This is a genomic window from Sphingorhabdus sp. EL138, assembly GCF_945882965.1.
Taxonomy (GTDB): domain Bacteria; phylum Pseudomonadota; class Alphaproteobacteria; order Sphingomonadales; family Sphingomonadaceae; genus Sphingorhabdus_B.
Map to the genome: position 1 here is coordinate 48653 of NZ_CAMCWY010000004.1, position 15123 is coordinate 63775.

Consider the following 15123-nt stretch of genomic DNA (forward strand, 5'->3'; position numbering starts at 1 on the left):
CATGCGCCATGCCCTAACTGGGCGGCGTTGGTGGAAATATCATGCCTCATGTAGCGTCAACCTGTTAAATTGCCGAGCGTAAACACCGAACGGCGGACTATAGGGGCATTCATTATAATTCCCTGTAGTTAATCGCTAGCACTCCTGCATGTTTTCGGCAAGAGCAACCCGCGATTTAGCTTGGAACAACGGCTCATGGAGCGTTTTTATCAAAATATTGATTGGCAGGGGCCTTGACCCAAAGCAATGCAGCGGTTCTACGTGTCCTGTCGTTGGTCGCAGGACAGCGCAAGGTCGCACGGACATTGTCCAATGCCATTCAAGTCCATTTCGCACGGCGGATTGTGTCACGTTAAAAGGGTGTGTGGCCAAATTTGCGTCCATTTGCTGATTTAGATTCTGGACCTGTCCGGCAAATCGGCTAGACAGGGCCTGCAATGGATACCAAGCCCCCACCTGCCGAAGCCCCGACGACGATCAGTTACTGGCTGAAACGCTACGCCGAAAGTTTTCTGACCCGCTGGCAGGGATATTGGCAAAGCAAGCGTTTTCGTTTGGCCACTTACGCCGCAGGTGCGCTGTTCGTTCTGTTCCTGTTATTCTGGGCGTTGTTTGCCCGTAACCTGCCTGATGCAGAGGCGCTGATCGAATATAAATCGACGCTGCCAACGGTGGTGCGCGATTTTAACGGAGAGCCTTTTCACAGTTACGCCCGGGAACGTCGCGTTCAATTGGAATATGCTGATTTCCCGAAAACCTTGGTACATGCCTATCTCGCGGCGGAAGACAAAACGTTTTTCAGCCATGGCGGCATTGACTATCCCGGTATCGCGTCAGCCATTTTCGACAATATTTTTAGCGACAAGCGGGCGCGTGGCGCATCGACGATCACACAACAGGTGGCGAAAAACCTGCTGTTGACCAACGAGTATAGTTACACCCGCAAGGTCAAAGAGGCGATCTTGGCCAGGCGCATTGAAAACGCGCTGACCAAGCCTCAGATTTTGTCGCTCTACCTCAATGAAATCGCGCTTGGGCGGCAGGCATTTGGCGTTGAGGCTGCAGCACAGGCTTATTTCGGAAAAAGCGTTGATCAGCTTTTACTGCATGAAATGGCGTTTCTGGCCATTCTACCAAAGGCGCCGGAACGCTATGGGCGCGCCAAAAATGCTGACCTCGCCATGTCCCGGCGAAATTGGGTGCTTGGCGAAATGCGCGCAAACGGATGGATCACCGATGTGCAGCTTGCGACCGCGCGTGCCCAACCGCTTGGCCTTGTGACGCAACGCGGCACTGGTTATAAAAATGTTGGTGGTTATTTTGCAGAAGAAGTGCGTCGCCAGCTTATAGAAAAATTTGGTGAAACCGACGAAGCGGGTCCCTACAGCGTATATTCGGGTGGGCTTTGGGTCCGGTCGTCCATGCATCCCCAACATCAACTTGCGGCGACCAAGGCGTTGCGTGACGGCTTGCTGCGCTACAACGCTGGCAAGGCTTGGAAAGCCAATTTGGGCACAATTGATGTAACCGACGACAAATGGCCATCCCGCTTTGCATCGACCAATATTGGCATCGATTACGCCAATTGGCGTGCTGGCGTTGCGCTGGGCAAGGGCCGCGTTGGATTTGCAGATGGTTCAACCGCGCGCATTGACGGCGGCCCAGCCGCGATGAAGGCAGGCGACGTGATCGCCGTTGCCCCCAATGGCATCAACAGCTATGTGATCCGCAGCGTGCCAGAGGTCGGCGGCGGCATGGTCGTCCAAGACCCTTTCAACGGACGTGTGCTGGCGGTGCAGGGTGGTTTCGACAATCGTATATCCAGCTTCAACCGGGCTACACAGGCACAGCGGCAGCCCGGATCGACCATTAAACCCTTTGTCTACGCAACTGCGCTCGACAATGGAATGACGCCCACATCGATTATCGTCGATAGTCCCTATTGCGTCTGGCAAGGTGCGAACTTAGGCCAAAAATGCTTTCGCAATTTCACAGGTAGCGGGGCAGGGCCGCAGACGATGCGTTGGGGCCTTGAACAATCACGCAACCTGATGACGGTCCGAGCGGCAGCTGAATCGGGTATGGGCAATGTGACCGACACCTTACGGGCCTTGTCGATTGGCGATTATCCCGATTATCTTTCTTACGCGCTGGGTGCAGGCGATACGACAGTGTTGAAGATGGTCAACGCCTATTCGATGCTAGTCAATCAGGGCCGTGAATTAAAGCCGACGTTCATTGATTTCGCGCAAAATCGCAAAGGCAAGGTTATTTGGCCGGCCAAGTGGAAGCCTTGCATGGGTTGCCGTGCGCCCGATTGGAATGGCCGGCCAATGCCGCGCTTCACAGCTACGGGCAAGCAAGTCATGGACCCGATCACCGCGTATCAAGTCGTGCATATGTTGGAAGGCGTGGTTGCGCGCGGCACTGCCGTCACCTTGCGCGAACTTGACCGACCATTGTTCGGTAAAACCGGAACAACCACGGGCCCGACAAATGTCTGGTTCGTTGGCGGATCACCGCATTTGGTAGCTGGCGTTTATCTGGGCTTTGACCAACCGCGCAATATGGGCGGATATGCCCAGGGAAGCTCACTTGCTGCGCCCATTTTCAAACAGTTTGCACGCACGGCGATGGCCGATATGCCGAAGACACCGTTCATCGCGCCTGTCGGAACACGGCTTGTCCGCGTGGATCGCAGGAGTGGCAAGCGAGTCTATGGTGCTTGGCCGAGTGATGACCCGCTAAGCCTCGTGATCTGGGAGGCGTTCAAGGCCGAGACGGAGCCAAAGCGCTCTATCCGTCAGGAGGAACTGGCTGCGCGGGGCGACAAGCCAAAGAAAGCGACTGAAACGCAGTCTGATGGCGCTGCTGGCGCGGCCAATGCCCCAAGCGCAAGCGTCGGGACAAAGCGCGACCAGGAGTTTATCCAGCAAGAGGGCGGAATTTATTAGGTTCAGTGCTTAGGGTCAGGACCTAGTAGATTTTGTGATGCGGCGGATAACTCTGGATATCGCTACCTTTGACTTGAGCGTCCAATCCGCTAAAGGCCGCGCCAGACCTTTTCATTCCCTTGGAGTTTCTTATGCGCGCCGACGCAGAAGGCTATGTTGCCCGCATTGATGCCGCCCTTAACCTCGTCAAGATGTCGCTTGACTGGGATCGCGCTTTGCGCCGCTTGGATGAACTGAACGCCAAGGTTGAGGACCCGACCTTGTGGGATAATCCAAAAGCCGCTGAAGAAGTTATGCGCGAACGCCGCCGTTTGGATGCGGCCATTGGCACTGTGCGCGAAATCGATGCCGACAAGGCAGGCACGGTTGAGTTAATCGAACTTGCCGAGATGGAAGGCGACGCCGAATTGGGCGATGAAGGCGCCGCTGCATTGAAAGCTTTGGCGAACCGGGCGGATCGCGACAAGGTTTCTGCATTGTTGTCGGGCGAAGCAGACAGCAACGACACCTTCATTGAAATTCACGCTGGCGCTGGTGGCACCGAGAGCCAGGACTGGGCCGAAATGCTGCAGCGGATGTATTATCGCTGGGCCGAACAACGCGGGTATAAGGTGGAGATGGTCGATTATCAGGCAGGTGATCAGGCAGGTATAAAATCCGCCACATTGCTGGTGAAGGGCGAGAATGCTTATGGCTATGCCAAGACCGAAAGCGGCGTCCACCGTTTGGTCCGCATTTCGCCTTATGACAGCGCGGCAAAGCGTCATACGAGCTTTTCCAGCGTCTGGGTATATCCCGTCATCGACGATAATATCGACATTGAAATCAACGAAGGCGATTTGAAGATCGATACTTACCGCGCGTCTGGCGCAGGCGGGCAGCATGTTAACACGACGGACTCAGCCGTCCGCATCACGCACAAACCATCGGGCATCGTCGTTGCCAGCCAGAACGACCGCAGCCAACACAAAAACCGCGCCACCGCGATGGGCATGTTGAAGGCACGACTATACGAAGCCGAACTGCGCAAACGCGAAGAGGTCGCGAGCGGCGAATATGCGGCCAAGACCGAAATCGGTTGGGGCCATCAGATCCGCTCTTATGTGTTGCAACCCTATCAAATGGTCAAAGACCTGCGCACGGGAGTCACGTCGCCAACACCGGGCGACGTACTCGACGGCGACCTAGACAATTTCATCGCCGCCGCATTGGCACAGCGGGTTACAGGGGAAGCTGTCGCCGTTGAGGATGTGGATTAACTTCCCGTCTGTTGGCCCGTCAGGCTGAACTCGTTTTAATAAGCTCCGCTCAACAATTGCTCCACGCTAAAAAGCTTAGTTGACGCTTGCGTCAAGTGCGTGGGCACCTTAGAAGACGCTGCTTAATTGGGCGGTTAAACGCCTATCGCAACGGAGCCCATTTCATGACCGATACTCCCGCCAAATCCGGCCCGTTAAGTGGCATAAAGATTGTCGAACTATCTGGTATTGGGCCGGGGCCTTATGCGGGCCAGTTGCTGGCGGACATGGGTGCAGATGTGATTGTGATCGACAGGCCGGGTGGCGCAATCGTGCCCAAGGCCATTGATGCGCGTGGTAAAAAATCCATGATCCTTGATTTGAAGAAACCCGAAGCAGTTGCCGCATTGTTGAAGCTGGTTGAGTCTGCGGATGTCTTGATTGAAGGACTGCGGCCTGGCGTGACGGAACGGATGGGGGTTGGCCCTGATGTCTGTCACACGGTTAACCCTGCTCTTATTTATGGCCGGATGACTGGCTGGGGCCAAACGGGTCCGTGGAACCAAATGGCCGGACATGACATTAATTATATCGGCATGACGGGTGTTTTGAACGCGATTGGCAAGCATGGGCAGCCACCAGTTCCGCCGCTCAATATGGTCGGCGATTTTGGCGGCGGGTCGATGTTCCTCGTCAACGGTATCCTTGCCGCTTTGGTTGAACGCGCACGGACAGGTAAAGGCAATATAGTGGATGCGGCGATTGTTGATGGCACCAACAGCCTGATGAGCTTTGTCCATGGCATGGCTGGGCTTGGCCAGTGGCGTACGCAGCGTGCGGCAAATTTACTCGACGGGGCATCGCCATTCTACCGTTGTTATATGACATCGGACGGCAAGTTTATGGCCGCTGGTTGTATTGAACCACAGTTTTTCGCGGCGATGATGGATCGCTTACCTATCGATAAAGATGCCTATGGCGGACAGCATGACCGGGCTGCTTGGGCTGATCAGCATGAAATGCTTGAAGACGTGTTCGCGACCAAAACGCGTGACGAATGGGAAGCGATTTTTGCCGGAACCGACGCGTGTGTTACGCCTGTGTTGGATTATGTCGAAGCGGCATCCCATCCCGCAAACGCCGCGCGGCAGGCCTTTGTGCAGGATGGTCGCTGGTTGCATCCGCAGCTTGCGCCGCGACTTGCAACGCAGCCACTGGCTACCCATTTCGATATTGCAACAAAAGGCGGCGATTATGCCGACATCCTGACCGAGGCTGGACTCGGTGATCAAGAAATTTCCCAACTGATCGCGGCGGGAGCCGTGGTCGTAACCAAGGACTGAATATGACCGAAGCCTATATTTATGATGCGGTGCGCAGCCCGCGTGGCAAGGGGCGCCCTGATGGCGCGCTGCATGAAATAACGCCCATCGATCTGGCATCGCAGGTCTTGGCCGCGATCCGCGACCGCAATGGCCTGTCGGGCGAAGAAATTGAGGATGTGGCCTTTGGCTGCGTTTCCCCCGTGGGGGAACAAGGCGCAGTCATCACGCGCACCGCGATCCTGGCCGCGGGCTATCCGCACACAACTTCGGGCATTCAAGTGAACCGCTTTTGTGGCTCAGGTCTTGAGGCGTCGAATATTGCTGCGGCCAAGGTGAAATCGGGCGAATGCGATCTGGCGGTTGGCGGCGGCATTGAATCGATGAGCCGCGTGCCCATGGGTTCAGACGGCGGCGCATGGCCGATCGACCCCCGTTCGGCGATTGCCAATTACTTCATCCCGCAAGGCATTTCTGCTGATCTCATCGCCACCAAATATGGTTACAGCCGCGACGATGTTGATGCATATGCCGTTGAAAGCCAGAAGCGCGCTGGCCGCGCATGGGCCGAGAAGCGCTTTGCGCGCTCCATCCTGCCGATCAAGGACGTCATTGGTGAGGTCGTTCTTGACCATGACGAATTGATGCGCCCGCAAACCGATATGCAGTCCTTGGGTGCGTTGGCGCCTGCATTTCAGATGATGGGCACGATGATGCCCGGCTTTGATGACATTGCCATCATGCGTTATCCCGACGTCGAAAAGATCAATCATGTTCACCATGCTGGCAACAGCTCAGGCATTGTCGATGGCTCGGCGGCGGTGCTTATCGGAACCAAGGCAGCTGGCGAAAAATACGGCCTTAAGGCGCGTGCGCGGATCGTATCGATGGCATCCATCGGTTCGGAACCTGCCATCATGCTTACTGGCCCCGAATTTGCCGCGCAAAAGGCGTTGGCGCGCGCAGGCATGAACAAAGGCGACATTGACGTGTGGGAATTGAACGAAGCCTTTGCTGCGGTTGTCCTGCGTTTCATGGAAGCGATGCACATCGATCATTCGGACATCAACGTGAACGGCGGCGCAATCGCCATGGGCCATCCTTTGGGTGCAACAGGTGCGATGATCCTAGGGACCGTATTGGATGAACTGGAGCGGTCGGGCAAGTCGACTGCGCTCACCACCTTGTGCATCGGCGCAGGCATGGGCACCGCAACCATCATCGAACGCGTGAATTGATCGGGACTTCAGATATGACTTACAAAACTTTCTCCGTCGATGTTGACGCCGATGGCATCGCACTTTTGACCATCGATCTACCCGACGCCTCCATGAATGTGTGGAACGGCGCGTTGATTGAAGAATTCGGCGCATGGGTTGACGATTTCACGACCAATGAAGCCATCAAAGGCGCGGTCATCACCTCGGGCAAGAAATCTGGTTTCTTGGCGGGCGCGGACCTCACCATGTTGGGCGGTGCTAAAGCCGGCAGCACGAAAGAAGCCTTTGATCAGGCTTTTGCCTTGAACGCATTGTTGCGCAAAATGGAAACTGGCGGTCAGTCCGCCAAGGAGCTTAGCGCGGGTAAGGTTTCTGCAAAGCCGGTTGCTTGCGCGCTCAACGGCCTTGCCTTGGGCGGTGGTCTTGAGCTTGCCTTGGCATGCCATTATCGCGTTGTCGCAGATCATCCTAAGATCCAGCTTGGCATGCCTGAAGTCATGGTCGGACTGCTGCCCGGTGGCGGCGGAACGCAGCGGACGCCTCGCCTCATCGGCCTGCAAAACGCGGCGATGATGATCATTCAGGGCAAGGCGCTGGATCCCGCAATGGCGAAGGCGCAAGGCTTGGTCCATGACGTCGTGCCAGCGGCTGACCTGATTGCGCATGCAAAGGCATGGGCGAAAGCCAATCCAAAGGTCACGGCACCTTGGGATAAGAAGGATTTCAAATTCCCGGGCGGGGCAGGGGCAATGGACCCGCGCGCTGTCCAGTTATTTGTTGGCCTCAACGCCATGGCGCACAAGGAAAGCAAAGGCAATTTCGATGCCATAAAGGCGATTTTGTCTTGCCTGTATGAAGGCTCTATCCTGCCATTTGACACCGCGCTTCGAGTAGAATCGAAATATTTCACAAAGCTGCTTTCGGGCAGCCAAGCCAAGAATATGATCCGCACTTTGTTCATTAACAAGCAGGCTGCTGAAAAGGGCGCTGGCCGTCCCGCAGGCGTGCCGCCGGTTCAGATCAAGAAGGTTGGCGTGTTGGGTGGCGGGCTCATGGGGTCGGGCATTACGCATGTCACTGTTAAGGGCGGCATGGACGTTGTTGTTCTCGACCGCAGCTTGGAAGACGCCAACAAGGCGGTCGATTACAGCCGTAAGATCATCGACAAGGCCGTCAGCCGTGGCAAGATGACCAAGGAAGCTGGCGATGCTTTCATGGCGCGCATTACGCCGACGGACAATTATGACGACCTTAAGGATGTCGACCTTATCATTGAGGCTGTTTTTGAGCGTCCCGATGTGAAGGCGGATGTCATCAAGATGGCCGAAGCCGTAATTGGCCCTGATGTCGTGTTCGCATCGAACACGTCGACATTGCCGATCACAGGCCTTGCCAAAAATTCATCGCGTCCGGAGTTGTTCGTTGGGCTGCATTTCTTCTCACCCGTTGAAAAAATGCCGCTGCTCGAAATCATTCCAGGCGAATTGACGGGCCCACGTGCCTTGGCGGCAGCGTTTGATTATAATGCCAAGATCAAGAAAACACCGATTGTGGTCAAGGACGTCCGCGGCTTCTTCACCAATCGCGTTTTCCCGCCCTATATGGGTGAGGCGATGAAGCTGGTCACTGAGGGCGTTAAGCCAGCTTTGATTGAAAACGCGGCCAAGTCGCTTGGTATGCCGATCGGTCCGTTGGCGTTGCTTGATGAAACGACGCTGCAACTCGGGTATGACGTGATGCAGTCGACCAAGAAGGAGTTGGGCGACGCGTATCAGCCAAGCGGCACCGAAGACTTTATGGAGTTGATGGTAGTCAAGCTGGGCCGCAAGGGACGTCGTTTTGGTTCTGGCTTTTACGATTATGATGCCAAGGGCGAACGCCTTGGTCTGTGGCAGGGCATGGCGGAGCATTATCCGCTCGCCGCTGATCAGCCTTCGGTTGAAGAGGTGAAGCAGCGTTTGTTGTACATCCAGTTGATTGCCACGGCGCAATGCTTTGAAGAAGATGTAGTCAAAGACCCTCAGAGCGCGGATTTAGGAGCGATTTTTGGTTGGGGCTTCGCGCCATATACCGGCGGCCCCATGAGCTATATCGACACGGTCGGGCTGGAGAATTTCGTCCGCACCGCCGACAATCTGGCGCAGCGTTTTGGCAGCCGGTTCGCGCCACCCAAAAGCTTCCGCGAGATGGCTGACAAGGGCGAGACCTTGTATAAAGCAGCCGCTTAAACTTAGAGCAAAAGGCACAAAAAAAGGGCGGCCTCCGGTTTGGAGACCGCCCTTTTTGTTTGTAATGTTGGTTTAGAACTTAGCGCGGACGGTCATACCGTACATGCGAGGTTCTTCAACGAAACCAATCAACGAGCGCGTACCAGCACCACCGCGCAGCGGGGTGTTAGCGGTGATGCCGCGTGTGATTTCGTTCGTCAGGTTCGTACCCCAAAGCTCGAACGTGTAACGGTCATCCGGCGTGGTAAGCCCGATGCGTGCGTTCATCTTGAAGTAGTTTTCCTGCCGAGCGAGCGGCACGGGCAGACCGTTCGTGTCGGTGTCGATTGTCCGGGTCGTGCGGCTGTCGGAATAGTTCATATTGCCGTTGACCAGCAAACTCCATCCCGAGTCATTCAAAGGACCATCGTAAGTCATACCGACTACGCCTGCAAATTTAGGCGCGTTCGTTAGATCTTGACCACAAAGTCGCAATGTAGATGGTCGGGCTGCGGCTGCTACACCATCCGCGCAGTTGCTCGGATAGCGCGCATTGGCATATGTTGCCGAGACATTCGCAGAGATTTTATCACTCAACTTACCAAACAACTCTAGTTCAGCACCCGTCGACCGCGCCGAATTGACGTTGAAGGTCAGGAACTGGACACCTGTAAATTCAAGCACCTGGAAGTCGCTCATTTTCATATCGAACAAAGCCAAATTGGCCTTGATGCTTCCAAACAAAGTTGCCTTTACGCCAACTTCGATCTGGTTGACCTTTTCGGATTTGAAGCTTGGATCAGCATAAACCGGCGCCACAATGACCGGACCGCCCGGTGTTGCCAAGCCACCCAGAATGGCTGCCGAGTTCTGCAAGGTTGCCGACTGCGGATCAAGGTTGAAGCCACCCGATTTGAATCCATGGCTGTAACCACCGTAGAACAACAGATCTTCGTTCGCCTTGTACCCAAGCTGCGCGGTATAGGTGATCTCATCGTCCTTAAACTTCTGTGCCCAAACACGCGGCAACGGCAGTTTCGCACTGGCAAGACCGCCACCTACAGCTGCCGGAGCAGTAAGGGCAACCGACGTTGCAAATGGGAAGCAGTTGATACCAATCAAACCTGCACGTGCTGGGGAAGGTACGGCGCCTGTCAAAACACCATTCACACTGGCTTGGCACGCACTGGCGCCTGCACCGGTTGTTCCTGCAAGCTGGTTGAATGATGCGTCCTTGGTCTCATTCACATAGCGCGCGCCAAGCGTTAGGCTGAGCTTGTCCGTGAAACTGATGACATTATGCGTGAACACCGAGTAGCTGCTTGCATCCTGCAGGAACCGGTTTTCGGCATAGTTGCCATTCGCATTGACTGGGACACCGGCATTGCCGAATGCGGTCAGTGTAAACAAAGGGTTTGCGCCAAAACCATTTGGCGGACCCACCGCCGTGGCCGGACCGAAGTTAAACGCGCTACCAGTCTTCTGGAAATCGGCATTCAAAGTCATCGTTTGGTCAGCACGGATCTTCTCGCTGGAGTAGAATCCACCGACCAACCAATCAACATGATCGTTAACCGCCGTGCCCTGCAAGCGCAATTCCTGCGTAAAGGTTTTGATATGGTCACCCGACGGCAAGATTCCGACGCGCGATGTTGGTGCGCCATTACCGACCGTGTAGGTGTCGTTGGCGGTAAAACCACCAACCGTTGTCGAACTCGAATCAAACTTACGATATGCGGTGACCGAGGTAAGCTTTGCGCCACCCAAGTCCCATTTCAATTCGGCCGAAGTGCCCCATTGCTTAGAGCCGTTCTTATAAGGACCGCCGTTGATCGACAAATTCTTAAGAGCGCTCAATCCGGACTGGTCGACTCCATCGCTCAAAAGTCCGTTGGCGGCAAAGAACGGCGCAAGTTCGGTTTCGCGAACAATAACGGCTTCGCAGCATTGCTCGTCGGTTTTGGCATAATCGGCCAACAGGCGGATGCTGACATCGGCATTGGGTTCGATATACAGCTGGCCGCGCAGCATATAGCGGTCACGGTCATTGCTTTCAGCGCCTGTGGGGGATTTTAGATATCCGTCGCGCTTGCGCCATGTGCCTGAAAGCCGAACGCCAGCGACATCTTGCACAACTGGAAGGCTGACACCTCCCTGCACGTTCATGAATTTATAATTGCCATAGCTGGCATTCACGAAACCTTCCGTGGTCGAAAGGCTAGGACGCTTTGTGGAGACGTTCAAAGCACCAGCCGACGTATTGCGGCCGAACAATGTACCCTGAGGACCACGCAGAATTTCAAGACGTTCGATGTCGACAAGGTCACCCAATGCTACACCGGGGCGTGACTGATAGACACCGTCAATGAAAACGCCGACCGAGCTTTCAAGTCCGGTGTTGTTGCCGGTGGTGCCGACGCCACGTATCTTTATCGATGTGCCCTGCGTTTCGGTCTGCGATGACTGGATGTTAAAGCTTGGCGAAATGGATGCCAAATTCTTGATGTCGTTGACACCCTGACGCTCCAAAGCTTCAGGTGCGACTGCGGTCACGGCAAGCGGAATGTCTTGCACGTCCATTGCGCGCAACGTTGCGGTCACGATGATGGGTTCATCACCGCTGTCGTCGCTAGATTGGGCTGTCTGGGCGTAAGCTGCGGGCACCAGAATGGCGCTGCATATAGTGCTGCACAAAGCAGCGGTAATTACACGATTAAATCGACGCATTTCTCTCTCCTCCATTTAACCGGCAACCTATTGGCATTTGCTGCTCATATATGGTTGACGGCGCTCTTGACGCTTCCCGGTTGGGAAAATCCGGGAAGAACAACTCGCTGAACTGCCTATCCTATCAACGAAAATTGACAAATCCAGCAATTTAATCACGCGATTGAAAAAATCACTTTACTGTGGCTTTTACGCCTTATGACGTTAGTTATCTTGGGCTATGTTTGACCGCCCCACAATCTTGGACGAGGCATTTTCCCGCCGCGTCGCCGCGCATGACTTTCCATCTTCGCATACCAATCACATTGCCGAAATGGTTGCGCCGCACCTGCTTGTTGATCTGTTCGATAGTCAGATTATGAGCCGCCATCTCGACCTTTGGGCGCGGCGTTCCAAGGGCAAGACTTTCTATTCCATCGGCAGTTCGGGGCATGAGGGCACAGCAGCCATGGCCGCGGCAACGCGTTCGACCGATATGGCATTCCTGCATTACCGTGATGCTGCGTTCCTGATCCAGCGTAAGAAGCAAGCAGGCGGCCTGACGCCTTTGCACGACATGGCCTTGTCCTTCGCCGCGTCGGCAGATGACCCAATCTCAGGCGGACGGCACAAAGTATTGGGGTGCGCACACACTTTTGTGCCGCCGCAGACGAGCACGATTGCGTCCCATCTGCCTAAGGCCGTTGGCGCGGCGCATTCATTGGGCATGGCGCAGCGGTTGCAGGTTGCCGATGCTGTGCTGCCGCATGACTCGATAATCCTCTGTTCATTCGGTGATGCGTCCGCGAACCATTCAACGTCGCAAGGGGCGTTCAACGCCGCGTGTTGGGCGTCGTATCAGCATTTGCCCATGCCGATTGTCTTTCTATGTGAGGATAATGGCATTGGCATTTCGGTGCGCACGCCAGGCGGGTGGATCGCGGCCAATTTCGCGCACAAGCCCGCTTTGCAGTATATAAGCTGCGACGGTGCGGACATGAACGATGCCTTGCGCGGATGCGCAGAAGCGGTGACCTATGCCCGCACGCGGCGCAAGCCAGTTTTCCTGCACATGCAGACGATCCGGCTGATGGGGCATGCCGGGGCGGACGTTGAATTAAGCTACGCCCCTATTGCACAGATCGAGGCTGCCGAGGCGCAGGATCCGTTGCTACACAGCGCGCGTATTTTGTATGAACAAGCGGGCATGTCAGGCGCGGAGATAGTTGCGCGCTATGAAGAGATGCGTGCCCGGGTCGACAGCGTAGCACGCGATGCGCTGGCGAAGCCGCGACTGGTGACAGCCGCAGAGGTTATGGCGTCGATTGAACCAGCGAAATCCGCAAAGCTGCAGCAGCCCATGCCTGATGCGGCGAAACGTGATGCCCTGTTCACACATGACGCGCGTAACCTTGCCAAACCAGCGACCTTAGCCAAGAGCATCAATTTTGCCTTGGCGGACATCATGCTGCAATATCCCAATGTCGCGGTGTTTGGCGAAGATGTCGCGCGCAAAGGTGGCGTCTATGGCGTGACACAGGGTTTGCAGGGAAAATTCGGCGCCGCCCGCGTGTTCGACACATTGCTGGACGAACAAACGATCTTGGGCCTTGCCATTGGCATGGCGCATAACGGCTTTGTGCCGATCCCCGAAATCCAGTTTTTGGCTTATTTGCATAATGCTGAGGACCAGATTCGTGGGGAAGCCGCGACCTTATCCTTCTTTTCAAATAAGCAATATCGCAACCCGATGGTCGTCCGCATTGCTGGCCTGCCTTATCAAAAGGGTTTTGGCGGGCATTTCCACAATGACAATAGCTTGGCCGTCCTTACCGATATTCCCGGCATCATCGTCGCGTGTCCGTCCAGCGGGGCCGACGCGCCAGCGATGCTGCGGGAATGCGTCCGTCTGGCGCATGAGGACGGACGGGTCGTGGTCTTTATTGAGCCCATCGCGCTCTATCATACGACCGACCTGCAACAGGCGGACGACGGCGGGTGGACTGCACCTTATGTTGCGCCAGATCAGGACAAAATTATTTCGCTTGGTGCGCTCGGTCAATTTGGCAAAGGTACTGAACTTGCCATTATAACATATGCAAATGGTTATTTTCTTTCGCGGCAGGCGGCGGATGAATTGACGGCGGGAGGGATTGATCTGCGGATTATCGATCTACGCTGGCTGCACCCGTTGAATGCCGAGGCGATTGTTGCGGCGGTAGCGGATTGCGGGAAAATTTTGATTGTCGACGAATGCCGCAGGTCGGGAAGCCTTAGCGAGAAGTTGATGAGCATATTGACTGAGGCAGGACGCGGCGATGCGGTCAGCCGGATTACTGCCGAGGATTGCTTCATTCCGTTGGGACCAGCAGCGGAACTGGTTTTGCCCAGCAAAGCCTCCATCATCGAAGCGGCACGGGCGGCGGTGGCATGAAAAAACGGGCTTTAGTCATCTGCCCCGGGCGCGGGACATATAACGCTGCAGAGCTTGGCTATCTGCGCACGCATCATGCTGCGCGCGGGGACATAATTGCCACTGTAGACGCCGTGCGGGCGACGAAGGGGCAGGCGACTGTCGCGCAGCTGGATAGTGCAGACACATACGCGCCATCGGTGCATATGACGGGCGATAATGCCTCGGCGTTGATCTATGCATGCGCAATGGCGGACTTCGCTGCGATTGACCGCGAACGATATGAGATTGTCGCGATAACCGGCAATTCTATGGGCTGGTATCTGGCATTGGCGTGTGCGGGTATCGTCGATCTTGCGGGCGGGACGCGGCTCGTCAACAATATGGGCGGCATCATGCATGAGCATGGAACCGGCGGACAAATTGTCTGGTCAATCGTTGATGATGATTGGAAAATTAGCCAAGAAAAAATGCGTCTTGTCAGTGACTTGTTGCAGGAAGTACAGACAGTTTCAAACATTAAAGTCCACATTTCCATTCGCCTGGGCGGCATGATTGTTTTTGCAGCCGACGACGCCGGGCTGAAATGGTTGATGGAGCGGCTGCCCAAAGACGACCGTTTTCCGTTAAAGCTAATGCATCACGCCGCATTCCACAGCCCCTTGCTGAATCATATTATTCCGATGGTCCGGGCAGAGAATCCTGTGGGCGATTTCGGGGCTGGCGAAATTCCCGCGATTGATGGGCAGGGCCGGATTTGGTCTCCCCGCGCATTCAGCCGTGCGGCCATTTATGACTACACACTCGGCGCGCAACTGACTGACAGCTATGATTTTACCCGCGCAGTTCATGTCGCAGCCGCTGAATTTGCACCCGACACGATCATCGTTCTAGGCCCCGGCACGACGTTGGGCGCGCCCACTGTGCAGGCGCTGATCGCTTCGGGCTGGCGCGGTCTGTCGAGCAAAGCGGACTTTCAGGCGCGGCAGCAGGATGAACCGATCCTTATTTCCATGGGCATGGCCGAACAGCGCGCTTGGGCGTTAAGCTAGGTCCTGTCCCG

The 15123-nt window shown here is 55.5% G+C and carries 9 protein-coding genes; 8 read left to right on the forward strand and 1 reads right to left on the reverse strand.

From position 1 onward, the window contains the following. Nucleotides 1–233: 233 nt before the first annotated feature. From Q0N43_RS02645 to Q0N43_RS02670, 6 genes are all read left to right on the forward strand, one after another. Nucleotides 234–356, forward strand: a complete 123-nt coding sequence (locus Q0N43_RS02645) for a hypothetical protein (RefSeq protein WP_295442089.1) — start codon at nucleotides 234–236, stop codon at nucleotides 354–356. Between the two features lie 81 nt (nucleotides 357–437). Further along, entirely contained in the window at nucleotides 438–2954 is a 2517-nt protein-coding gene (locus tag Q0N43_RS02650; RefSeq protein WP_295442091.1) for a transglycosylase domain-containing protein, read from the forward strand. Nucleotides 2955–3085: 131 nt separating this feature from the next. Further along, the gene (prfB, locus tag Q0N43_RS02655; RefSeq protein ID WP_295442094.1) at nucleotides 3086–4213 is read left to right on the forward strand and encodes a peptide chain release factor 2; all 1128 of its coding nucleotides are present in this window, start codon (nucleotides 3086–3088) and stop codon (nucleotides 4211–4213) included. A gap of 164 nt (nucleotides 4214–4377) precedes the next feature. Beyond that, nucleotides 4378–5535, forward strand: coding sequence for a CaiB/BaiF CoA-transferase family protein (locus Q0N43_RS02660; RefSeq protein ID WP_295442097.1), 1158 nt, complete (start codon nucleotides 4378–4380; stop codon nucleotides 5533–5535). Between the two features lie 2 nt (nucleotides 5536–5537). After that, nucleotides 5538–6752, forward strand: coding sequence for an acetyl-CoA C-acetyltransferase (locus Q0N43_RS02665; RefSeq protein ID WP_295442100.1), 1215 nt, complete (start codon nucleotides 5538–5540; stop codon nucleotides 6750–6752). Between the two features lie 14 nt (nucleotides 6753–6766). Beyond that, the gene (locus Q0N43_RS02670; RefSeq protein ID WP_295442103.1) at nucleotides 6767–8962 is read left to right on the forward strand and encodes a 3-hydroxyacyl-CoA dehydrogenase NAD-binding domain-containing protein; all 2196 of its coding nucleotides are present in this window, start codon (nucleotides 6767–6769) and stop codon (nucleotides 8960–8962) included. Nucleotides 8963–9034: 72 nt separating this feature from the next. Here Q0N43_RS02670 and Q0N43_RS02675 read toward each other — a convergent pair whose 3' ends face one another. Beyond that, nucleotides 9035–11668 (reverse strand): TonB-dependent receptor, encoded by a 2634-nt coding sequence (locus Q0N43_RS02675; protein ID WP_295442106.1) that lies wholly within the window; start codon nucleotides 11666–11668, stop codon nucleotides 9035–9037. 220 nt (nucleotides 11669–11888) lie between these two features. Here Q0N43_RS02675 and Q0N43_RS02680 point away from each other — a divergent pair, with 220 nt between their 5' ends. After that, the gene (locus Q0N43_RS02680) at nucleotides 11889–14081 is read left to right on the forward strand and encodes a thiamine pyrophosphate-dependent enzyme (RefSeq protein WP_295442108.1); all 2193 of its coding nucleotides are present in this window, start codon (nucleotides 11889–11891) and stop codon (nucleotides 14079–14081) included. Then, the gene (locus Q0N43_RS02685) at nucleotides 14078–15112 is read left to right on the forward strand and encodes an ACP S-malonyltransferase (RefSeq protein ID WP_295442111.1); all 1035 of its coding nucleotides are present in this window, start codon (nucleotides 14078–14080) and stop codon (nucleotides 15110–15112) included. The genes Q0N43_RS02680 and Q0N43_RS02685 overlap by 4 nt, the downstream gene beginning before the upstream one ends. The last annotated feature ends 11 nt before the right edge of the window (nucleotides 15113–15123 follow it).

Bases quoted from the DNA above. Each gene is read 5' to 3' on its own strand.
- Q0N43_RS02670 (WP_295442103.1), top strand. From the start codon at position 6,767: ATGACTTACAAAACTTTCTCCGTCGATGTTGACGCCGATGGCATCGCA.
- prfB (WP_295442094.1), top strand. From the start codon at position 3,086: ATGCGCGCCGACGCAGAAGGCTATGTTGCCCGCATTGATGCCGCCCTT.
- Q0N43_RS02685 (WP_295442111.1), top strand. From the start codon at position 14,078: ATGAAAAAACGGGCTTTAGTCATCTGCCCCGGGCGCGGGACATATAAC.
- Q0N43_RS02675 (WP_295442106.1), bottom strand. From the start codon at position 11,668: ATGCGTCGATTTAATCGTGTAATTACCGCTGCTTTGTGCAGCACTATA.
- Q0N43_RS02665 (WP_295442100.1), top strand. From the start codon at position 5,538: ATGACCGAAGCCTATATTTATGATGCGGTGCGCAGCCCGCGTGGCAAG.
- Q0N43_RS02680 (WP_295442108.1), top strand. From the start codon at position 11,889: ATGTTTGACCGCCCCACAATCTTGGACGAGGCATTTTCCCGCCGCGTC.
- Q0N43_RS02660 (WP_295442097.1), top strand. From the start codon at position 4,378: ATGACCGATACTCCCGCCAAATCCGGCCCGTTAAGTGGCATAAAGATT.
- Q0N43_RS02650 (WP_295442091.1), top strand. From the start codon at position 438: ATGGATACCAAGCCCCCACCTGCCGAAGCCCCGACGACGATCAGTTAC.